Consider the following 20,925-nt stretch of genomic DNA (forward strand, 5'->3'; position numbering starts at 1 on the left):
ACGAACATGCGAAACCGGATTCTGCCGCTGGCGCTCGTCTGTGCAGCACTGCTCTCGTCAACGGTTGCGGCCGCCGAGACGCTGAAGATCGGCACCGAGGGTGCCTATCCGCCATTCAACTTCGTTGATTCGACCGGCAAGATCGGCGGCTTCGACGTCGAGATCGGCTTGGCGCTCTGCGAGCGCATGAAGGTCGAGTGCGAGGTCGTCGCCCAGGATTGGGACGGCATCATCCCCGGTCTGCTCGCGAAGAAATACGACATGATCATCGCGTCGATGTTCATCACCGAGGAGCGCAAGAAGCAGGTGGCCTTCACCGAGCCCTACTATCTCGCCGCAATGACACATGTGGCGCCGAAGGGTGCGGGACTTACCGAGTTCAGCAACGAAGCGCTGAAGGGCAAGGTGATCGGCGCCCAGTCCGGCACCACCCAGGCGGACTATATCGCCGCCCTTTATCCCGATGCGGAGATCAAGCTCTATCCCACCTAGGACGAGGCGAATCTAGACATGGTCAACGGCAGACTCGACCTGCAGGTCGGCGACATGCTGCCGATGCTCGATTGGGTGACGAAGAACGACGACGGCAAGGGCTGCTGCGAACTCATCGGCGAGCCGATTACAGACAAGAAGTTCGTCGGCGACGGCGTCGGCATTGCGGTCCGCCAGGAGGATAACGACCTGCGCGAGAAGCTGAACAAGGCCCTCGCCGAAATCCGCGCGGACGGAACCTACAAGAAGATCAACGACAAGTATTTCACCATCGATGTCTACACGATGAAGTGACGATGGTGCTCCCTCTGCAGGACGCCTACGCCTGGCGCCGCTGTACTCGGCCCAGAGATCTGCAAGGCTTCGCTTGCCGTCAACAAACGCGGTCGGCACTGGCAAGTTTCATTTGTAGAGCGTTTCGATCTACTTGAGCGGCCAGTTGCTCTGCGGTTCTATAAAGAGACTGTGCATGCTGCAGCGTAAAATGAGGTGCGCCGATGATTTCGGGAAGCCGTCGGGCAAAGGCCTCGGCATCCGGCCTTCCGCCCGTCACGTTGACGGTTGCATTGCCCGTAACGGGAAAATAAATAACCCAGACGGAGTAAGAGGGTGCATCGGCGCGGCAAGGCTAACCATGCGGCCAACCGAGAAATGGCAGGGGGCCGGATGAGCCCGGCGCCTAGCTCCGTTTTCTTCCTGAGAAGGCAAAAATGTCGATCTCTCCGTCGAGCCCTCTCAACGGATAGGAACCGAGATTTTCCAGCTTTGCCGCGCATCCCGCCTTTTCCACGAAGGCTCGTGAGAGGAGCACCGGCCGCTTGAGCTCCTTGGTCAAACCTTCGAGGCGCGAGGCGATGTTGACCGCCGGTCCGATGACGGTGAAGTCCAGACGCTTGCGCGAGCCGATATTGCCGTACATAACATCACCCACATGGACACCGATGCCGTAGCCAAGAGGGTCGTGGCCCTTGCGAAGGTTGTCCTCGTTGAGCTTGGACAAGGCGGCCTGCGCCTCGTCGATGGCGCCCAGAAGATTACTGCAGGCGCACGGATCGCTGAGCGGAAAGATCGCCAGCAATCCGTCCCCCATGAACTTGAGGATTTCGCCGCCATGCCGCTCGATCGGCTCGGCCATGGCGTCGAAATAGCCATTCAGCAGCTCGATCACGTCGTCGCGCGGCCAGAGGTCCGACAATTTCGTGAAGTCGCGAAGATCGCAGATCAGGATCGCCGCCCCGACCGTCACGCCACTGCCGCGAGTGGTCGCACCGGCCAGGATCTGCTCGCTCGCATGCGGTCCGACATAGGTTTCGAGAAGTGTTCGCGCGAGCCGGTTCTTCAGTCTGATCTCGCTGACGAGCGCCAGCGCCGGCAGAATGTCCTTCAGGAACGTCAGGTCATCAGAGCTGAAGCCACCCGGTCTGTCGCTTGCAAAGGTGATCGCGTGACGCTTGCCGAGCGTATGATGGAGCGGCCAGATGACATAGTCGGTAAGACCCTCGGCCCGCAGTTCGTCGTAGAGTGGGTAATCCGGACAATCGGCCGTGGGGTCGTCAAGATGGCAGCGCACCTCGTCTGCGCCGTCGTTGAATTCGTGCAGGGGACTATTCAGGTATTGGGTGGTGTCTTCGACGCCATAGGCATACGTGTCGATCTCCGCCTCCGTCAGCCCTTTCCGCCAGAGGATGCGTGCGCCAATCCATTGCGGGTGATGAATCCGGAAATGGAGCGTCGCACGAGCAACCGGCATGCCCGCCTCCGCCAATCTGCGGCACATTTCCACGAAGATGTTGTCGATGAAACGTTCGCCCCGTGTCTCGAGAACGAGCCAGTCGAGAACCCTGCGCCGTCGCTCCGGCCATCTCCCATCACTGTCGCGAAGCGAACCTGAATGCGCCTCGGGCAGGGACTGGATTGCGGCCTCCGCGCCGCCCGTTTTCATCATGGTCATTGTTCAAAATCCCAAGGATTGCTGCGCCGGTTCCGGCGGCCCGACACGCACGCCCTCCAGTTCGAGCATGCGCATCTTTGCCGACGAACCGCCCGGAGCCGAAAAGCCGCCGATCTTGCCGCCGGCTGCGAGCACCCGATGACAGGGAATTATCAGCGCCACCGGATTCTTCGCCATCGCCTGGCCTACGTCCCGTGCCGCCTCCGGCCCCGCACCAAGTTCCTTCGCCAGTGCACCGTAGGTCGTCGTTCGGCCCCAGGGAATCCTCCGCGCGGCTGCATAGATCTGCCTGAAGAAAGCATCCTGTCCCGCGAGATCGAGCTCGAAGCCGGAAAAATCCGTCTCCTCTCCCTCAAAATAGCGCTTCACGGCGGCGACCGCCTCTTCGACAGTCGGCGGGGGCTCCCGAGGCTCGGCCTCCGGCAGACGCCGCAAGAGCAGCCGTTCCGTGGCCACGGCACTTGCTGTCGGCAATTGGAAGCGTGTGATGCCGGCATCGCGCCAGGCGATTCCGCAGTACCCTGCCGCGGTTTCGAAGATATGGTAGTGATGCATGGCCGGCCTCCCACAGCCCTTCGATCAGAAGCACGAAGATCGCTGTAGCACTTTACGATTGCAGCACATGGGAAAATCGTGCGCCCGGGCTTGGAATTCAACCCGTTTTCTACGCGAAGTCGCGCAAAAACGACCTAACTGCATGTTTCCTAAATCGTAGTCAGTTCAAGGAAATATGCAGCAGCCGGTCAGCGTTTCGCCGGTCCGGGCAGCGGCGTTCAAAAAATGCGCGGTCTCCGGCCTTGCCGAAAACCGCGCAATTTGCCCGTCCCACTCTGCTGCCAGAGGGCAAGATAATGCAAGCAGCCCACAACGCGCCTCGTGAACGAGGACGCCGGATCACCGCATCGAAACGTCCGCCCCGGACATGGAGGCGATGGGAGCGCCGCGGATCAACGAGTCGCAAACGTCCACCTCGCGACCCGCCTCCTCGGGCGGCCGCCTCGCGCGGTCCTTTCAGATCGTCTGCGTTAGCCGAAGAACATCTGGCGCAGCCGAGCAAACATGGTTGGCTGTTTCTCGACCAGCAGCGCGCGGATGTGGCGGGCGGCCGTCGATGCGCTGACCGTCGCGCCGAAATGGCAATAGCAGATGACCTTGTGCAATTGCTCGTCACTCAGTTCGAAGAACCGCTTCGCTTCGCCGTAGCTGTCGTTCTCCATTCCGGCGGTCCGCAAGACGGGATCATCGAACGCTACGGAGATTGGCGAACCGTCGCCACGCATGGCGGCCCGGACTCTCGCCGGCTGATATTCAGTCTCGTGCAGCGTCGAAAGGCGTCTGTGAGGATCCCGCTCCAGGAGTTCCGCCCAACGTTGTAGGCGCTCCGTGCGCGATAGCGTCCGGCGTGGAAAGTCCTGTTTGACCTCGGCGACGCCTTGTAGCTGCTCGATTGCTTGATGCTTCATTGTGACCTCCTACTCTGACGATAGTTGGTCCCCCATTTCCACCTCATCGGCCCTATAAACGTGACTCCAACCAGACGCGAAGTCCAATCACGAAAATGCCTCGGGCGGATTTAAAGCGCGATAACGTGCGGAATTCGCCGCTGGGCGCGTCCGCTGCATCCTACGCCGGCGCCCGTCTCATCGGCGCCCAAAATCCGCGCGCCCCGGACGACCGGCGCGGCGCAGCTCGTTCCATGCGGGCCACAATCATAGATCACCGTCGCTTCCGAAGCCGACGGCGCCTTCGGCTTAGTCCTCCCGGAACGCGTGCCGCATCTGGTCGGTGAGCGGCTTCGTCAGGTAGGAGATGACCGTGCGGTCGGCGATCTTGATGAACACTTCGGCCGGCATGCCGGGATAGAGCGAGAGGCCCTTGAGTTTGGCGAGGCTCTCCGGCTTGGGGTGGATGCGCAGCGGATAATAAGTGGCACCGGTGCGCTCGTCTGTGACCATGTCCGGAGCGACGGTCACAACCTCCGCCTCGACCTCGGGCGTGGTGCGCTGGTTGAACGCGCTGAAGCGGATTTCGACCGGCTGACCGACGCGGATCTGGTCGATGTCATGGGTGGCCACCCGGGCTTCGACGGTCAGATCGTCGGCCTCCGGCACGACGAGCATCAGCGTCTCGCCTGCATTGACGACGCCGTTGATGGTGTGGACTGCAAGCTGGTAGACGCGCCCGGGAAGCGGCGCGGTGATGTCGAGGCGACGCAACTGGTCGGTCAAGGCGGTGCGGCGCTCCTCATATTCGGCGATCTTCGCCTCGACGTCCGTCAGTTCCTTGGAAATCTCCGTGCGCCGGTCTTCGTCGAGCTGCAGGATTTGCAGGTCGATCTCGCTCGACTTGCCACGGGCCTGGGCGCGCGAGGCGATGTGCCGTCCCCGCTCGCCCTCGAGCTCCGCGCGCTGGCGCTTGAGCGTCGTCACCCGCTGCATCGGCACCAGCCCCCGGCCATAAAGGGAATCGACGCCGGTCAGTTCCTCCGCGATCAGCTTCAGCGCGTCCTCGATCGCCTTCAATTGCACCGTGAGGCCCTCGGTCTCGTCGGCGAGCTGCGCCTTCCTCGATTCGAGCTGCCCCTTCATGCCGGTCAGCGCCGAGCGACGGCTTGCGAAGAGCTTCTGCTCGCCGTCGACGAGCTTTGCCGCGGCCGCGCCGGAGATGAATTTGGCGAGGTCCTCGCCGATCGCGAAGGAGGCCGCGCCGATGCGCTCGGCCTGAAGCCGGGCGCGGCGGGCATAAAGCTGCGCCAAGGTGCTCTCGACGATCGCGAGATTGGCGCGGACGGTGGTGCCATCGAGACGGATCAGGACTTGGCCCGCCTCCACGCGGTCGCCCTCCTTGACCAAGAGTTCACCGACTATGCCGCCGGTCAAATGCTGGACCTTCTTGACATTGTCGTCGACGACGACGACGCCGCCGGCGACAATCGCGCTCGACAGCTCCGTCGTTGCAGCCCAGCCGCCGACGCCGACGACAAGCGCAAGCGCGAGAACGGAGACGCCCATCACGTGGCGCGAAAGCGAACGGCGCGCACTCGACGATTGCTGAATGCTGCCGCTCATTGTTTCGCCTCCTGGCCGTCCGCAACGATTTTCAACGGTGACGGTCGCTCGACCTGCGGCGCTCGAAGCACCTTACCGAGGACTTCCTCCTTCGGGCCGAAGGCCTGCATACATCCCTCGTTCATCATCAGCACGAGGTCCACGCTCGTAAGCGCACTCGGCCGGTGGGCGATGACGACGACGATGCCGCCGCGCCTACGCACATTCACGATCGCCTCGTTCAGCGCCTGCTCGCCTTCGGCATCGAGGTTTGAATTCGGCTCGTCGAGAACGACGAGGAAAGGGTCGCCGTAAAGCGCCCTTGCGAGTGCCACACGCTGACGCTGGCCGGCCGAGAGCGCCATGCCGCCCTCTCCGATCTCGGTGTCGTAGCCGTTTGGAAGGCGGAGGATCATGTCGTTGACGCGCGCCGCTTTGGCAGCGGCGACAATCGCCTCCGAGGTCGCATCTTCGGCGAAGCGGCAGATGTTCTGTGCCACGCTTCCCGCGAAGAGCTCCACGTCCTGCGGCAGATAGCCGATGTGCTTGCCGAGCGCATCATTGTCCCACTGGTCGAGCGCCGCGCCGTCGAGCCGGACCGAGCCGCGATAAGCGGGCCAGACGCCGAGAATGGCGCGCGCCAGCGACGATTTCCCCGACGCGCTCGGGCCGATGACGCCGAGCGCGCTGCCGGCATGCACGGTGAAAGTCACGCCAGAGACAATGAGGCGCTGGGCCGCCGGCGGCCCACTTGCCAATCCCTCGACGCTGAGCCGCTCGTGCGGGCTCGGCAGCGCCAGCGGCCTCTCCGCTTCCGGCAAGGCCTTGAGCAACTCCTTGAGGCGTTGCCAGCTCTGGCGCGCCGAGACGAGACTGCGCCAGTTGCCGATGGCGAGCTCGACGGGAGCGAGCGCCCGGGCGGTCAGGATCGAGCCGGCGATGATGATGCCCGGCGATGCCTGCCCCTCGATGACGAGGACGGCGCCCGCCGCCAGCACGGCCGATTGCAGCGCCATGCGGAAGACCTTGGAGAGCGCGCCGTAGCCGTTGCCGATATCGGACGTGCGCCGGTTCTCGTCGCGGAAGTCGGCATTCCGCCGCTCCCAGAGCGCGGTCAGCCGCCCCGACATGCCCATGGCCTCGACGACTTCGGCGTTGCGCTGCGAAGCCTGGGCGAAAGCGTTGCGCAGGCTTGCCGCCTCGGCAGCCTTCTTGGCGGGCGCCTGTGTGCCGCGATTGGTGAGATAGGTGAGCAGCGTCAGAATGAGCCCACCGCCGACCGCCACCAGGCCGATGACCGGGTGAAACAGGAAGCAGATGGCGATATAGAAGGGCAGCCAGGGAAGGTCGAAAAGCGCAGCCGGCCCGGCACCTGAAAGGAATGCCCGAACCTGATCGAAGTCGCGCAGCGCCTGAAGCCCATCCCCCTGCATCTTCAGCTTCAGGGGCGCCTTCACGACCGCCCGATAGATCCGCCCGCTCAAACTCTCGTCGAGGGCGCCGGCGATGCGCACAAGCATCCGCCCGCGGATGAGCTCGAAAGCTCCCTGGAAGCTGTAGAGCAGCAACGCGAGAAGGCAAAGTGCGATCAGCGAAGGAATGCTCCGGCTCGGCAGCACCCGGTCATAGACCTCGAGCATAAAAAACGAGCCGGTCAGATAGAGAATGTTGACGAGCGCGCTGGCAATGCCGACGCCGATGAAGGCCGTTCGGCAGTCGCGTAGGGCCGAGGCGGGATCGGCATTCCTGCCGCTCGATGTTGCTGCAAGTTCGGTCACTAGTTATCGTCCCCCGATCGGCTCGTCTGGCCCGTGCGGCCTTTCCTCACTGTTCCGGCAAAGCGCCGAGAAATCAAAAAATGCACTCCCCTCGAGTCCCGCTGGGTCGCACCGGTCCACGTTTCTTTCCAATATAGCACGGAAGAGTTGTTCCCCGGAGACAGTGGTGTACTCAAACCTATTCCTGTTGGCCACCGCCGTCGAATCACTTGCAGAATGTGATTGTCACCAGCTTCGATCGCGCGTCATCGGCGGGGTTTTCGGCGCGCTTCAGTTCTGCAGCTTTGGGCTCGCTGCGGCGCTCGACCGGCGATGCCGTCACTCGACAGTGACGTGCGCGTCCGGCCACCCGTCCACGCCTATTGCTGCCGCTGCGACGGCACAGCCTTCGATGCTGGCGCCCCTTCCCCAACTCGCAGCAAGGCTCATCAATTCTTCCATTTCTTTCCTGAGCCGGTGCCATGCCAAGAGATCCTCGGCGTGGGGCACGTTCGTGCGCGGGTCGTAGAAGCGGCCGATCTCGTCGCCGGCGTCTTTCCGGGCGGCCTCCAGCCGTCCTTTAAGCGCGTTCGATTCGTCCTTCAGCCGGAAATACCGGCGCATCACCGCAATCAGCGCAAGATCGTTCGCAGTCGCGTTCAAGAGCATTCCTCCGCGTCGTTTCTGCATCGCAGGCCGGCCGGGGAAGCTCCCCGCCCGACGAGGGACACGCCCCTTCGCGCAAGACTTTGGCCCTTTTCCGGCACGGCAGGAAAAAGATCGGCAGCGGAGTGAGAGGATGTTTCGCCCGCGATTGTGCGTGCCTCGCCACCTATAGGGCAACAGGCCAAGACGTAATCGGGCGTGGGTTGCGATCGACCGCGGGGCTATTCTTTCCTGTAGACGAGCACGGGAATCGTCGAATGGGTCAGCACTTTGGCAGTGATGCTGCCGATGATCAGGGCGCCGACGCCGCCGCGTCCATGTGAAGCCATGACGATGAGGTCGGCGCCAATTTCCTCGGCCTTCCTGATAATCAGACGATAGACTTCGTGGCTGCGCACCTGATCCGTGGCGCATGGAACGCCAGCCCGCTCGGCCTTCACTTGTGCGGCAGCAAGCGTCTCGGCAGCATGCTGGCGGGAGATCGCCTCGTATTCCTCACGCGTGCTGCCCAGTTGCTCGACGTCGGTCGAGAGGAGGTGGAACGGTTCCGTCACCGTGAGGACAGTGATTCTGGCGTTGGTCTCCTTGGCAAAGGCGATGGCAGCGTCCACTGCAAGCGTGGCAAGAGGAGAGCCGTCGGTGGGAACGAGAAGGTTGCGGAACATGAAAGCCTCCGATCATGGTCGGGTTCACGTTAGCCGCATCGTGCTGGATCGCATTGACTTGGATCAATTACTTTAGTTTCCGCTTATTTATATTGAAAAGCACTAAAAAAGACCCGGCGGAGCAACCGCCGGGTCGTCTGTGTTTCGAAATGCCTCTCAGGCTTCGACGCGCCTCCGCCCTCGCGCGTCATCTTCGACGCCCTCTTCCTCCCGCCTGTTGTGGCGGATGGAGGACCAGAGCGACAGACCGATGAGGGCGGCTCCGCCGAGGCCGGTAATGACTTCGGGGATGTGCATCAGCGTCTGAAAATACATGACGACCGACAGGATGAGGATCGCATAGAAGGCGCCATGTTCCAGATAACGGTATTCGCTGAGCGTCCCCTTCTCGACGAGCATGACGGTCATCGAGCGGACATACATCGCACCGATACCGAGACCGATGGCGATGATGAAGAGGTTCTGCGTCAAGGCGAAGGCTCCGATGACGCCGTCGAAGGAGAAGCTCGCGTCGAGCACCTCCAGATAGAGGAAGGCGCCGAAACCGCCCTTCGCGGCCGCGCTCATCGTCTGTTGCGATGCGTCGAGCAGCCCGCCGACGACCTCCACGACGAGAAAGGTGAGCAGACCGTAGACGCAGGAGTGGACGAAGACGACAGCTTCTTCCCCTTCGAGCAGGGTCGAGAAGCCGAGGATGAGCGCAAGCACAAAGGCGATCTCGATGCCCTTGATGGTCGCAAAACGCGACATCCGACGCTCCAGCCACGCGATCCAGTGAATGTCCTTCTCATGGTCGAAGAAGTAGGTGAGGCCGACCATCATCAGGAATGTTCCGCCAAAGGCGGCGATCGGCAGATGCGCCTCGTTCATGATGCGCGCATATTCCTCGGGCCGCGCCGCGGCCAGGACGACCGCTTCGATCGGACCGATATTCGCCGCGATGACGACGATCAGCAGTGGAAAGACGATGCGCATGCCGAAGACGGCGATGAGAATGCCCCAGGTCAGAAAACGCTGCTGCCAGACCGGGGTCATGTCCTTGAGCTTATTGGCGTTGACGATCGCGTTGTCGAAGGACAGCGAGATCTCGAGAACCGCGAGCACGGTGCAGATGAAGAAGACGGTCGCCGTGCCGCCGAGGGTACCGGTCGACTGCCAGCCGATCCAGGCGCCAAGCACTAGACCTGCCGCTGTAACGATGAACGCCCAGTTGAAATAGCTGAGCGCAGTGGTTTGCGAATTGGGCTTGGTCATGGGCGAACCTCCCCTCCGCGCGACGTGGTAACGTTGGCAAAAGGGAGATTCCTAACGACAAAAAAACGCACAGCCGAATAGGCACATGCGTGAGGCATGAGATGAGTTTTCATAGTAGCTAACCCGCCGGCTTGATTTGCTGGCGGTACCGACATCACGAGAGCGCCGTAAACTCTCGCCAGAGGGGCCCGGCACCAATGTTCATCCCGCGTTCCGATGTCCAAGAGCGGGATGCCACTTAATTAGCGATGCCACGCCTCGCGTCAAGGGTTGAGCGGCGGTGTGTGCCCGCGGCGGTGATGCAGTTCCGGGTAACCCCATACGTGGCGTTCTCGCTTATGTTCTCCTTTTCCGGGTGGAACCAAAGCCCTGGTCTGCCGGTTTCTCTCGACCGGCAAACAACCCGCGAGGCAAGCGTCATGCACTGTTTCTGGTGGGATAAAAGCGTCGAACTGGAGCTCGGAGAGACGGGCAAATATCGCGACGTGAAAAGTACCCGCGAGGCTGTCGAATGCCTCCTGCTGCGTTGGCCGCAGCGGGACGGGCGCGCGCTGGCCGCAGCCAAGCGGACGTGCCTCCAGGCGCTCGAAGGCAAGGTCAAGACCGAGAAGGCCCGCAGGGCTTTCATAAAGGCGGCGGAAGAGGCGCACATCTTGATCCGCAGCCAATAGCAGCCGGGGCCGTCCAATCGCCAGGCCCTTGGCGAGTCCGCGATGGTGGCTGCCGCCTGCGAGGGGCCGGCGATCACCGTTCACTTCGGGACGGCGCGCCCTAAATAGGGTTCATCAAATCGAGGGTGCGCACTGTGCACAGCGCCCATTGCCTCGCATTCGCGATATGCCGGACCCGCGCAAGGAAGCAAGCCATGTACGAGATCCCCTGGGGCAAGCCCGTGAACGTCCACATGCTGGACGGCAGATGCCGAAGCGTTATCGGCCCGCTCGACGCCATGAAATGCCTGCAAAGCGAATGGCCCGTGAGAGACGGCGCCTATTACGGCTGCGCGGTCCGCGCCTGCAATGCGGCGCTGAGACACAAGAAGCGCCCCGAAGAGGCGCGGGCCGCCTTCATCGCCGCTTCGCGAGAGGCCTTTCTGACGGTCCTGCCTGGTATAGAGCAGGAGGTGAAGGACGATGGAAACCGGGCCCTGGAATGAATGCGTCCCCGTTCGGATGCCGAACGACACGAAGATCCACATGGTGTCGAACACGCGCCAGGCGGCGGAGCTGCTCATGAAGCACTGGCCGATCAGCCGCGGCAAGGCCTATGAGAATGCCGTCGAAGTCTGTCAGGCGGCGCTCGAGCGCGATTACCCTTCGTACATGGCTCGGGCCGCCTTCGTCGCGGCAGCGAAAGAAGCACGCGTCATTCTGTGAATGGACGGCTCCGCCTTCGCAGTCCCTGTTCGTTCGAGACCCTACGTGCCGCGCGTCTTATCAGCCGCGCAAAGGTCGCTGTAGTCTTGTGAATTGCTGCATGTCTTTGTCCTTAAAATCGAGGTCGATTTAAGGAGACATGCAGCAAGGAACTCTTTGCCAGGCCTGCGTGTTGATCAGCGGATCAACGAACCTTGGGGTCTCGAATGCAGAAGACCAATGAATTCAGCAAATTCGCAACCGCCGTTGCGGAATATTCCGGGCGCCCCGCCATCTTCGTCCTGGCGCTCACCGTGGTCGTGGTGTGGGGTCTAACGGGCCCGCTCTTCGGCTTCTCCGAGACGTGGCAGCTCGTCATCAACACGGGCACCACAATCGTCACCTTCCTCATGGTCTTCGTTCTTCAGAATACGCAGAACCGCGACGGCAAGGCGCTTCAGGCGAAGCTCGACGAGCTCATCCTCACGAGTTCGGCGGAAAACAAATACGTCGGAATCGAAGAGCTGGACGAGAAGGAATTGAAGCGCATCAAGGAGATACTCAAACAGCACGCTCATGACGAGGACGTCCATGCGCTCCATGAGAAAGTCTCGCAGGTCGTTGGCCGACGCTCGAAGGCCGGCATTAAACGAGAGTGACGGCCACCGGAACGGACGGAACCAAAGCACGCCGCATTCCGTTTTGGCTAACGAGCAGCGCGCAGCCGCGGAAATCCAAGCGGCGTAACGAAGCGCCGAAACGCGAACGAGGAGGCGACCCCTATGCATCTCGTTGGGACGCAGGTCATACCGGAACAGGGTGGAAGAGCGGGCTTTACCGTCGAGTTCGTCGGCGAAGGGGGTGAGATCGTTTCGGTCTCTCTGCGCAACGACGCCGCGGCGAATATTAATCGGCTGAATGCCGTTGAAAAGGCGCAGGAGGTCATGCGCGAGCTCGCAGATACCGACTGCAGCGCGGTGGAGGAGTCGCAGGATACCCCGCAAATGCGCCGCAGTGCTCGCGGCGCCAAGGATACGGACGAAATGGAAACACAGCTTGACGAAGGTCTCCAGGATACCTTCCCCGCCAGCGATCCGGTTTCCGTCACCGTGTCGACCATTCCGACCGACCGCGCAAAGAAGCAATAGCCCATGGACTCTCGCTCATCCGTTGCCTTGGTGACGGGCGCCGGGTCCGGCATCGGCAAGGCGACCGCGTTGGCACTTGCCGCCGACGGCGTCAAGGTGGGGTTGCTGGCGCGGACTCGGCCGGCGCTCGATGAGGTCGCCGCGGAGATCGCGAGCGCCGGGGGCCAGGCACTCGTGCTCGAAGCAGACGTGGCGGACGAGGTGCCGATGCGCAATGCGATCAGGGATCTCGTTTCCGAATTCGGCCGGCTCGACATCGTCGTCGCCAATGCCGGCATCAACGGCGTCTGGGCGCCGATAGACGACCTGAAGCCGCTCGAGTGGGACAAGACCATCGCCATCAATCTGCGCGGCACCTATCTCACCCTGCATTTGACGGTCCCCCACCTCAAACAGGCGGGGGGCGGCGCCATCGTGGTCGTGTCCTCGATCAACGGCACCCGGACCTTCACGACCCCCGGCGCCACGGCCTATACCGCCACGAAGGCGGCACAGGTCGCGATCGTCCAGCAACTCGCATTGGAACTCGCAAAGCACCACATTCGCGTCAACGCCGTCTGCCCCGGGGAGATCGAAACGGGCATCGATGAAAGCACGAGCCTGCGGCATCCGGAGGAAACGGCGATCCCCGTCGAATGGCCGAACGGGCAGGTCCCCATCACCGGCGGCAAGCCTGGCCGAAGCAGCGATGTCGCCGATGTCATCCGCTTCCTCGTTTCGGATCGCGCGCGGCACGTGACCGGCAGTCCGGTCTGGGTCGACGGGGGCCAAGGGCTGCTGCGATAAACATCAAAGAAAGCGCGCGGTTCGGCGCCTGGGCTAGGAACCGAACATGGAAAAGGGCCCCACCATTGCGGCGGGACCCGCCATTTGCGTCATATTATTAATTGAGGAGCGCGCGGATCCGTAGGGGCTTTTGCGGAGAGGGAACTTGTTCCGCGCGATCCGAGCATCAAACTTCAAACGGAGCTCATTGTTCCCGGCCGCTATCAAATCACACCGCATTTTTCCGGAAGTGAAGGAACATCCCGAGGCCGGACCGGTTCGACGGTCGGCGGGCGAAGGAATCGTTAACCATCTTCCCGATAGAGGTGGCTTCGAGGGAATGCGGAGTGATTCGATGGGCGTTGGACGGAACCGAGGTGCGAGTGAGATCGAGGGCGGAGAGGTTGTCGCCTTTCCTCTGGCAGCGCGTGTTGGCGACGTGGAGCGCTGCGCCCGGGAACTCGACCGGATACATGGTAGCGCCGCCGTCGCGTATTGGAAGATCGAGTGCCGGCAGCTCGCCGTGGAGCTTTCGGCGCTCGGCGTGCCGGACTCAGAGATCCGCCGGCAGGTCCTCGCATTTCAGGCGGAGGTCCAGATCGCAATGGCCGAGCGCTACCGGACGCATGCTACCGAGCGGAGCCGATCCGACAGCCGCACGTAACCGCCGCGAACCGGCGCGAAAACGATCCACGGTTTGGAAGCCGGCTGTATGAAAAGCCACATGGCCACGCCGTGGTCATGTGGCTGTGTAAGAGTTCTTCAGGCGGAGGTCGCGGTCGCTGCCGCCTTCACTCTCCGGTCCAACTGTGCACGTGGAACTTGGCCTCCTCGGCCGCCTTGATGAAGGCGGTGCGCGCGGCGTCGGGCTCGTCCTGCCCGTCGATCACGCGATCGCAAGCTGCGAGCGCACTCCGTTTCGCCGGCCCGTCAGCAAGGGGCCAATGATTTTTGAGGCAGAGACATGCGTCGCGGGTGCTTTGTACCCGAAGAACGCGCTTAGGCGCCTCAAGGATGACCGCTTCACTCCACAGGCGATCCTGCGTCAGGCATGACATTGCGACATTCCTTCAGGCTGGGCGCTCACGGCGGCCGGACGGTTCAGCCCTTCGAGCACCAGGCCGCCTAGTTCCGGGCTTGCACGGGTGATGTCGGCCAGCGACACGATGCCGGCGGCCTGCCGTTTCTCGTCGACGACCACGAGGCGGCGTATCCTGAGGTCGTGCATCTTCTGCGCGGCGAGCAATATGCTGTCTCCCTCCTCGCAGGACTGTGCGGAGACCGTCATGAACTCGAACACTGCGGTCGAACTCGACAGGCCTCGCGCGACGACGGAGCTAAGGATGTCGCGGTCCGTTACAATGCCGAGTATCGTTCCTACACCCGGCGCTTCGACGGGCACGGCGCCCACGCCGGTCTCCTTCATCAGTCGGGCGACCGACTGCGCCGTATCGGTTGGCGATACCGTGAAGACCGGGCGCGACATCACGTCTCCAACGCGTAACGGCTGCTCAGGGGCGACCATCGACGAGGCTCCTCCCATTGATCGAAGCCGGGACGGCGACTTCCTCTGCCGTCGACTTCTTGAGAGTGAGATCGACCCGATAGGGGACTATGACCTGGGGCTGCCAGGCATTCCGGCCCGATTTCTTTGCATCCGGATTCTCAGGCGGCCGGGCAAACCTCGGACGCTTCTTCAGTCGATGTCGCACAAGACGCTCCCTTCTCTTAGCGTAGACATGCGCGGCTAAAACCGCAGTCCGTTAACGCACCACTAGGGTTGCGGTTCCCCGCAATTTACTGCCGGCGCGCCTTAGGCCCGCTCACTGCGGCGCCGCAGGCTCAGGATCCGCATTCGCTCGCGCCGTGGCATCGTTGAGGATGGAGGCGATTTCCGTCGTCATCGCATTCTGCCTGGCGAAGGCTTCGGAGGGGACGACACCCGGATCCTCCTCATGATCCTGGACGATCTGAGCTTCCTCGAGAAGGCGGTTGATCTCCGCCCAGACGTCGTCGTGGCGTGCGAGGGCCGAGAGCACGGCCACGAGGACCTCTCGGTGGGCGGCCAGCCGAAACTCGATGTTTTCCATGTGGACCTCCCGATATGTGCACCAACGGATGCCCTTTGATGCGGCGACCGGCCGCGATGCGTTCGTGGATCCCGGCCATGCGCAGTTGTAAAGATTGCAGCGCCGCGCGTCGGAAAGACGCGCGGCGCTTTAATCGGATTGGAAGGGGCTTCCTCGCAAACTACGCGCCCCGATGTGCTTCAAATGCTATTGCAGGACTTCCACGACCGTACGCTGTTTGGGATTAACGACGACGCGCTTGTTGTTCACCACCGCATACGCATAGTCAGGCTGATCCGGGATAGTGTGGATTTCCACGGTCTCTGGAAGCGGCTGTCCAACGACGACCTCGCCCTCAAAAGTGACCGAAGGCACGTTCTGCTCCAACACGTAGGTCCGGACTTCGCCCGGGAGCACGACGGTTGTCTGGGCAATTGCCGATGTGCCCAGCGTCAGGAGCAGGGCGGCTGTCATAGAGGCAAATCTCTTCATGGCGTTCTCCTTGTTGGGCTTTCCCAACTGGTGACATCGCTTTTGGTTCCCGCAAGGCGCGCTGCCGGCTCGGCCGCAACGACAGAAAGCATGGAACGACTTTCGGTGTTGTGGACCCTCCGCTCCACACCCGCTGGCGTTTTGCCTTGCTCGCGAGCGCGACCCGCACCCGACGAAGCGCTTCGCGGCGTCGGTCTGTCGGCCTCTCGCGGCGTGAGCCTGGGGAAATATACCCCCGCCCTTAGGAACCAAAGGGCCGGACAGGCATTTTCTAACGTCACCTAGAGAACTTCATAGGCAGAAGGGCAATATTTGACATGCCTGCCACCAGCGGTCACGCATCGCACTCATCACCGCTGCTTGAGGAGCAGGTCGTCGATCTGATTCCCGCTCTCAGGGCTTTTGCCCGCACATTTACGTCGGCCTCATTCGAGGCGGACGACCTTGTGCAGGAAACCCTGCTTCGCGCCCTGAGGAGCATCAATCAGTTCGAGCCCGGCACGAGCCTCAAGTCATGGCTGTTCACGATCATGCGCAATGCATTCCGCACGCAGTACAAGATTCGCACACGCGAAAGCCCTGGCAGCACCAATTGCGCGGAACTGCCGATTCCTACGGCACCGCCGCAGGAATGGTCGGTCCTCAACGGCGAGCTGCGCACCGCACTCGGAGCGCTCTCCCCCGAGCACCGTGAGGTGCTGGTTCTCGTCGCCGGTTTCGGCATGAGCTACAAGGAAGCGGCAGACATCTGCGACTGCGCGATCGGAACGATCAAGAGCCGGCTCAGCCGCGCCCGCGACGAACTAACGGCGCAAATGCACGGAAATCCACTGAACTAGCCTAGCAACCAGAACGACCAACGGGGCCCCGCTTCAGCGATTTCGCTCGTCGAGAGCCCTCTGCAGCTTCCGCGCCAGTTCGAGAAGGCGCTGCGGTACCGCCTCCTTGCGGATGTCCTCCAGAAGCGAGGCGATCCGCTCGTCGATGGCTTTTTCCGCGTCTGCATCCGCGGAAGCCTTGCTGTCGTTCATTCGCCCGTCCTTGGTCACGGCTAGGATCTCAACCCAGATTATTGTTCCGGCTCAGCGCTGTAAATCATCAAAACCACCGGAATGGAAGGGCCAGAGCCGCACCCGCAGGAGCCATACCGGAGACATCGTACCTCAGTCCACATGCCGCTCGCTGGTGATTTACACGCCGCACGTCGCCGTTGCCGGCCCATGTAAGGACCAGCCGAATAAACACCGACGGCGCGAAGCGGCAGGAAATGCTTGCGGCGTTCACAACCCGCCGAACGCGCTCACTTTTTTGAAACGTGCTGTTTCTTTCCCTTGCGTTTGGTCGACGCCATTTCCTCGAGTTCCTTCTCGGTCATGGATTCGGCCATGCTACGCGAGGCGTCTTTAAGCTCGCTCTTCTTCTTTTCGCCTCTCTTGGCGGCAAGCGCGGCACCGGCGGCCATTTGCTGCGCCTTCGATTTTGCAGGCATGACTCCTTCTCCCATCGATGATGCTCCGTCCCGAACCGGGACAGTTCCCCGATGTCGGCCGGGCTTCGCTGCCGGAACCGGCGAGACTCGATTATGTTCCGCGAGTGAGCAAATGCGTTCAGCGAACGAGCGGTACGGCGGCACCGCTTCAAATGCCCGACCAGAAACGGGGAAGCCGCGGTCCGTCCCTATTCCGCGCCCGGGATGATCGTTGCAAGAATCTTGTCTATTCGCCGGCCGTCCATGTCGACAATTTCGAAGCGCCAGCCATCGAATTCAAAGCTCTCGCCGACGTCCGGGAGGTGCCCGAGGATGTGCAGGGCGAAACCAGCGATCGTGTGATAGCCGCCATCCTGCGGTCTTTCCTGAAGCTTCAGTCTTTCGAAGGCGTCGTGCGCCGACATCATGCCATCGATCAGCAGCGAGCCGTCCTCGCGCTCGATCACGTCGGGCTCTTCTGTCTCCAGATCCGGAAGTTCGCCGGCGAAGGCCTCAAGCAGATCCGTCTGCGTGACGATCCCTTCGAGGCTTCCATATTCATCGACGATGGTCGCGAGGCGGACGGGCGCGGATTTGAACCTCTCGAGCACGCGGAAGACCGGCGTCGCCTCGTGCAAGATCAAGGGCTCCCGGACGATCCCGAGCGGATCGAGCGGCCTGCCGTCGAGCAATTGGTCAAGCAGATCCTTCTTCAGCACCATGCCGATCGGTTCATCGATATTGCCGCGGCCGACGAGCAACTGCTCGTGCCGGCATTCGCGGATCGTCTTCAGAATATCGGCCGGCGGGTCGTCAGCATCGATCCAGTCGACGTCGACGCGCGGCGTCATGAAATCGGAAATACGGCGATCGCCCATGCCGAATATCCGCTGGACGATTTCCTGCTGCGCCTCGTCGAGGAGCCCCGCTTCGTGGCTTTCGGCAACGATGAGCTTGAGCTCGGCAGGCGAGTGCAGTGCCGCCTCGCCCGCCCCGGTCCGCAAGCCCGCCAGACGCAAGACGATGTTCCCGAGGCCGTTGAGAATGAGGATCGCCGGGCGCAATAGAAACAGGAAGAGGCCGAGCGGCCGGACGACGGCAAGCGCCGTGCCCTCGCTTCGCTGAAGGGCCAGGCTCTTGGGAGCCAACTCGCCAAGAACGATGTGCAAGGCCGTGATGATCAGGAAGGCGATGGCAGCGGCAATGGCATGCGACCCGGCCGTCGCCCAGACCTGCGGCAGAACGCTCAGCAGCGGTTCGATTAGATGGGCGAGAGCCGGCTCGCCGACCCAGCCGAGCGCAAGAGACGAGATCGTGATGCCGAGCTGGGTCGCCGCCAGGTTCGCGTCGAGATTGTCGACGGCGCGCTGCAGGGCCGTGGCGTTCATTCTGCCCTGCGTCACCAGTTCCGCCACGCGGCTGCGCCGGACCGCCACGAGCGAGAATTCCGCCGCGACGAAGAAACCGTTTGCGGCCACCAGCAGGAACACGGTGAGAACACCGAGGAAATCGAATAGGCTACCGTCGGAATTGGGCATGTTCTCCTTTCGGGCCGAAGGCCGGGCGCGGCAGTTCAACGAACCGCGAGTGTAACACGCCGGTCCCACGCGAACATGCGATCGATGGCCGAAATTGCCCGCAATCCGTCCTCGCGGGATTACCGGTGGGGGCCTTGCGACCGGCAATGACGTCGCCGACGCAGAGCGAAGTCACGACGCAAAAATGCGGGCGGTTGCCCGCCCGCATTTTGATCCGACGATCCTCAATGCGCCTGGATCATGATGATTATAGGTCGTATCGACCTATAATCATGAGCGTCAGTTGACGGAATTGAGCGTCATCGACGTGCCCGCGGCAGCGACATTGAGACCGAGTTGCCCGGTGACGCTGACCGTCTGGAGGTGGATCGATCCCGAGGTGCCGCCGACAAGCACATTCGCCCCGACACCCGCGCCGACCGTCGCTTCGGCGCTCGCGCCCTGGTAGATGCCGCTGAGAGAGCCATGGTGATAGCCGGCCGTCGGCGCGAACACGGCCCAGATCAATCTGCTGCGCATCGTAAAGCCGATGTCGACGCCGAGCTTGCGGATCTCTCCGGTATAGCGATCCGCGATTTCGTCGCCACCTATCGAGCGAAAGGCGCAATCGACCTCCTTGGCGGAGCCGAGAACGTAGCCGGCGCCGCCACCGATATCGCATTCGAGATAGCCGATCTTCACGCCGCCTTGCGCGTCCTGCACGGGCGGCGGCGCCGGTTCCCGATAGGGCGTGAGATCGGCGGCATGGACGCCTGCGCCGGCAAACGCGATCGCGGCCGCGGAAAGCGCCAGGGCAAGAGTTTTCTTCATTCATCTTCTCCTTGTCGGATCGATCGGCGAGATGGCGGGCCGTCGTCCGAAACAATTCAGCACTGATGGCGCGCAGGGATTTCGCGCGAGGCTATGCCCGCATAGGGCGAGTCGAACAGTTGTGACCTAATGAGACATTTCAGAGGCGCTCCCGATGTCGGCAGCTTTTTGCGATCCGGTGTTGCCGTTTCGCCAAAGTGAGCAAGCCCAGGTTCGCGACGCAGGGCGTGTGCGGAATCGTCCGCACGTTCCGTGCTATCCGCCGTTCACCAGATCAAGGATGAGCTGGTGAATATTGCCACCTTCGCTGAGTTCGGCGTTGTCGAAATCGCGGCTCTTCTGCCGTTGCGCGCGCGACAGCTCGCCAAGTCGCCTCGTCATTTCCGCCTTGATCTTGCGGCACTCCGGATCTGCCGGCACAGTGAGGCCGACGGTCGCGGCCTCGATGTTGCGCACCATTTCCTTGATGAAATCGCCATGCACGAGTTCGTGCTTCTTCACCCCGGCGATAAAGGTCTCCCAGTTCCTCTGCGTGGCAGCCGGCAGCGGCCTGGCGGGCTCCGGCAAGGTGTAGGTGATCGAAAGCTTGGGGAGCGCCGACACCAGGACGCAGGCGCCGCCGTGGGCTTCGTATTTCCGCGACCAGGTGAGTTTGAAGCTCGTATGGGCGATGGCGCGGACGAGGCCGCCGACCTTGGGGCCCCGCTCGCCGATCGAGGCGTAGAGTTCGGGGCCGGATTGTCCGGTGATCGCGTAAGCCTTGACCTTTTCAACCGCCTGCCATTCGGCGCGTGCGGCTGAAGGCGACAGGAAGAAGCAGACCAGGAGCAGGATTGATCGAAGGTCCGACTTCAAGCGAATCCCTTCAGTGCGCTGTGTTGATGCGGCGGCAAACTAAAGCGGACGATGCTCGCTTGCAATCGCCTTTGTGCGACGCAAGACCGCCTTCAGACGCTGCTGAGTAGCAGGCTCGTTTCGCTGTTGGCCACGCCATCGACCATCCGTACCTCGCGCAGAATGCGGTCGAACTCGGACAGGTTCGCCGCGCGGATGTTGGCCACGAGATCCCAGTTGCCGTTGGTCGTGTGCAGCGTATAGATCTCCGGCATGCCGCGCAGCCTGCGGATGACCTGCGTCGTCGACTTGCCGACGACCTCGATCATCATCACGGCATGGACGGTATTTACGTCGTAGTCCTCCCTCACGCGCACGGTGAAGCCGAGAAGCGTTCCGGTCTCGAGCAGGCGGTCCAGACGGTTCTGCACGGTGCCGCGGGCAACGCCGAGCGCATCGGACAGCTTCGAGAGCGAGGCGCGCCCGTCGGCCCGAAGATGAGCGATGATCTGCCGATCCAGGTCATCCGGCGTGTACTTCGCGACGGTCGTACCGCCCGCTGATGTTTTGCTCATATTGCGCAGTTCCACTGATCAAATCGCCCAATACGATGG

Annotated in this window: 26 protein-coding genes and 1 pseudogene; 9 read left to right on the top strand and 18 right to left on the bottom strand. The window is 62.3% G+C overall.

Features of this window, described 5'->3' with window-relative positions; all coding sequences use genetic code 11:
• Window positions 1-6: 6 nt before the first annotated feature.
• Window positions 7-786, top strand: a pseudogene (locus AYK65_RS29665) (ABC transporter substrate-binding protein).
• 385 nt (window positions 787-1,171) lie between these two features.
• On the opposite strand, the gene AYK65_RS29670 reads toward AYK65_RS29665, so the two are convergent.
• The 8 genes from AYK65_RS29670 to AYK65_RS29705 all read right to left on the bottom strand — a co-directional run bounded on the left by AYK65_RS29670 (window position 1,172) and on the right by AYK65_RS29705 (window position 9,832).
• The gene (locus tag AYK65_RS29670) at window positions 1,172-2,443 is read right to left on the bottom strand and encodes an adenylate/guanylate cyclase domain-containing protein (protein ID WP_081162932.1); all 1,272 of its coding nucleotides are present in this window, start codon (window positions 2,441-2,443) and stop codon (window positions 1,172-1,174) included.
• 3 nt (window positions 2,444-2,446) lie between these two features.
• Window positions 2,447-2,998 (bottom strand): methylated-DNA--[protein]-cysteine S-methyltransferase, encoded by a 552-nt coding sequence (locus tag AYK65_RS29675; RefSeq protein WP_026614614.1) that lies wholly within the window; start codon window positions 2,996-2,998, stop codon window positions 2,447-2,449.
• A 470-nt stretch (window positions 2,999-3,468) separates the two neighbouring features.
• Window positions 3,469-3,906: a hypothetical protein gene (locus AYK65_RS29680; protein WP_026614615.1), complete on the bottom strand. Its 438-nt coding sequence runs from the start codon at window positions 3,904-3,906 to the stop codon at window positions 3,469-3,471.
• Between the two features lie 288 nt (window positions 3,907-4,194).
• Complete coding sequence (locus tag AYK65_RS29685; protein WP_046117587.1) at window positions 4,195-5,511, bottom strand: HlyD family type I secretion periplasmic adaptor subunit; 1,317 nt, start codon at window positions 5,509-5,511, stop codon at window positions 4,195-4,197.
• On the bottom strand, window positions 5,508-7,268 hold the full coding sequence (locus AYK65_RS29690) for a type I secretion system permease/ATPase (RefSeq protein ID WP_081162933.1): 1,761 nt from the start codon (window positions 7,266-7,268) through the stop codon (window positions 5,508-5,510). Before AYK65_RS29690 ends, AYK65_RS29685 begins: the two co-directional genes overlap by 4 nt.
• A 318-nt stretch (window positions 7,269-7,586) precedes the next feature.
• Window positions 7,587-7,916, bottom strand: a complete 330-nt coding sequence (locus AYK65_RS29695; RefSeq protein ID WP_081162935.1) for a hypothetical protein — start codon at window positions 7,914-7,916, stop codon at window positions 7,587-7,589.
• 218 nt (window positions 7,917-8,134) lie between these two features.
• Entirely contained in the window at window positions 8,135-8,578 is a 444-nt protein-coding gene (locus AYK65_RS29700; protein WP_081162936.1) for a universal stress protein, read from the bottom strand.
• A 156-nt stretch (window positions 8,579-8,734) separates the two neighbouring features.
• On the bottom strand, window positions 8,735-9,832 hold the full coding sequence (locus tag AYK65_RS29705) for a DUF475 domain-containing protein (protein ID WP_081162938.1): 1,098 nt from the start codon (window positions 9,830-9,832) through the stop codon (window positions 8,735-8,737).
• Between the two features lie 419 nt (window positions 9,833-10,251).
• On the opposite strand from AYK65_RS29705, the gene AYK65_RS29710 reads away from it, so the two are divergent.
• From AYK65_RS29710 to AYK65_RS29745, 7 genes are all read left to right on the top strand, one after another.
• Window positions 10,252-10,503, top strand: coding sequence for a DUF982 domain-containing protein (locus AYK65_RS29710; protein WP_026614620.1), 252 nt, complete (start codon window positions 10,252-10,254; stop codon window positions 10,501-10,503).
• 194 nt (window positions 10,504-10,697) lie between these two features.
• Window positions 10,698-10,988, top strand: coding sequence for a DUF982 domain-containing protein (locus AYK65_RS29715; protein WP_046117582.1), 291 nt, complete (start codon window positions 10,698-10,700; stop codon window positions 10,986-10,988).
• Window positions 10,966-11,208, top strand: a complete 243-nt coding sequence (locus AYK65_RS29720) for a DUF982 domain-containing protein (RefSeq protein WP_046117581.1) — start codon at window positions 10,966-10,968, stop codon at window positions 11,206-11,208. Before AYK65_RS29715 ends, AYK65_RS29720 begins: the two co-directional genes overlap by 23 nt.
• Before the next feature lie 206 nt (window positions 11,209-11,414).
• The gene (locus AYK65_RS29725) at window positions 11,415-11,846 is read left to right on the top strand and encodes a low affinity iron permease family protein (protein WP_026614623.1); all 432 of its coding nucleotides are present in this window, start codon (window positions 11,415-11,417) and stop codon (window positions 11,844-11,846) included.
• Between the two features lie 123 nt (window positions 11,847-11,969).
• Window positions 11,970-12,335, top strand: coding sequence for a hypothetical protein (locus tag AYK65_RS29730; protein WP_081162940.1), 366 nt, complete (start codon window positions 11,970-11,972; stop codon window positions 12,333-12,335).
• Window positions 12,336-12,338: 3 nt separating this feature from the next.
• Complete coding sequence (locus AYK65_RS29735) at window positions 12,339-13,121, top strand: SDR family oxidoreductase (protein ID WP_026614625.1); 783 nt, start codon at window positions 12,339-12,341, stop codon at window positions 13,119-13,121.
• Window positions 13,122-13,455: 334 nt separating this feature from the next.
• Complete coding sequence (locus AYK65_RS29745) at window positions 13,456-13,764, top strand: DUF6074 family protein (RefSeq protein WP_081162945.1); 309 nt, start codon at window positions 13,456-13,458, stop codon at window positions 13,762-13,764.
• 127 nt (window positions 13,765-13,891) lie between these two features.
• Here AYK65_RS29745 and AYK65_RS29750 read toward each other — a convergent pair whose 3' ends face one another.
• The 4 genes from AYK65_RS29750 to AYK65_RS29770 all read right to left on the bottom strand — a co-directional run bounded on the left by AYK65_RS29750 (window position 13,892) and on the right by AYK65_RS29770 (window position 15,661).
• Window positions 13,892-14,158, bottom strand: coding sequence for a DUF982 domain-containing protein (locus AYK65_RS29750; RefSeq protein WP_026614627.1), 267 nt, complete (start codon window positions 14,156-14,158; stop codon window positions 13,892-13,894).
• Window positions 14,146-14,625, bottom strand: coding sequence for a CBS domain-containing protein (locus AYK65_RS29755; protein ID WP_026614628.1), 480 nt, complete (start codon window positions 14,623-14,625; stop codon window positions 14,146-14,148). Before AYK65_RS29755 ends, AYK65_RS29750 begins: the two co-directional genes overlap by 13 nt.
• A gap of 298 nt (window positions 14,626-14,923) precedes the next feature.
• Window positions 14,924-15,190: a hypothetical protein gene (locus AYK65_RS29765; protein ID WP_026614629.1), complete on the bottom strand. Its 267-nt coding sequence runs from the start codon at window positions 15,188-15,190 to the stop codon at window positions 14,924-14,926.
• Window positions 15,191-15,376: 186 nt separating this feature from the next.
• Window positions 15,377-15,661, bottom strand: a complete 285-nt coding sequence (locus tag AYK65_RS29770; protein ID WP_026614630.1) for a DUF1236 domain-containing protein — start codon at window positions 15,659-15,661, stop codon at window positions 15,377-15,379.
• A 317-nt stretch (window positions 15,662-15,978) separates the two neighbouring features.
• On the opposite strand from AYK65_RS29770, the gene AYK65_RS29775 reads away from it, so the two are divergent.
• Complete coding sequence (locus tag AYK65_RS29775; RefSeq protein ID WP_026614631.1) at window positions 15,979-16,500, top strand: sigma-70 family RNA polymerase sigma factor; 522 nt, start codon at window positions 15,979-15,981, stop codon at window positions 16,498-16,500.
• A gap of 33 nt (window positions 16,501-16,533) precedes the next feature.
• Here AYK65_RS29775 and AYK65_RS32670 read toward each other — a convergent pair whose 3' ends face one another.
• The 6 genes from AYK65_RS32670 to AYK65_RS29800 all read right to left on the bottom strand — a co-directional run bounded on the left by AYK65_RS32670 (window position 16,534) and on the right by AYK65_RS29800 (window position 20,886).
• On the bottom strand, window positions 16,534-16,692 hold the full coding sequence (locus AYK65_RS32670; protein ID WP_167549681.1) for a hypothetical protein: 159 nt from the start codon (window positions 16,690-16,692) through the stop codon (window positions 16,534-16,536).
• Between the two features lie 269 nt (window positions 16,693-16,961).
• Window positions 16,962-17,150, bottom strand: coding sequence for a DUF3008 family protein (locus AYK65_RS29780; protein ID WP_026614632.1), 189 nt, complete (start codon window positions 17,148-17,150; stop codon window positions 16,962-16,964).
• A gap of 188 nt (window positions 17,151-17,338) precedes the next feature.
• Window positions 17,339-18,667, bottom strand: coding sequence for a hemolysin family protein (locus AYK65_RS29785; protein WP_026614633.1), 1,329 nt, complete (start codon window positions 18,665-18,667; stop codon window positions 17,339-17,341).
• A gap of 279 nt (window positions 18,668-18,946) precedes the next feature.
• Window positions 18,947-19,477, bottom strand: a complete 531-nt coding sequence (locus AYK65_RS29790; RefSeq protein ID WP_026614634.1) for a DUF992 domain-containing protein — start codon at window positions 19,475-19,477, stop codon at window positions 18,947-18,949.
• Window positions 19,478-19,732: 255 nt separating this feature from the next.
• Window positions 19,733-20,332, bottom strand: coding sequence for a DUF922 domain-containing Zn-dependent protease (locus AYK65_RS29795; RefSeq protein WP_034885232.1), 600 nt, complete (start codon window positions 20,330-20,332; stop codon window positions 19,733-19,735).
• Between the two features lie 92 nt (window positions 20,333-20,424).
• Window positions 20,425-20,886, bottom strand: coding sequence for an Lrp/AsnC family transcriptional regulator (locus AYK65_RS29800; RefSeq protein ID WP_026614636.1), 462 nt, complete (start codon window positions 20,884-20,886; stop codon window positions 20,425-20,427).
• Between the last annotated feature and the right edge of the window lie 39 nt (window positions 20,887-20,925).

Source organism: Ensifer aridi, from assembly GCF_002078505.1.
GTDB classification, from domain to species: Bacteria; Pseudomonadota; Alphaproteobacteria; order Rhizobiales; family Rhizobiaceae; genus Sinorhizobium; species Sinorhizobium aridi.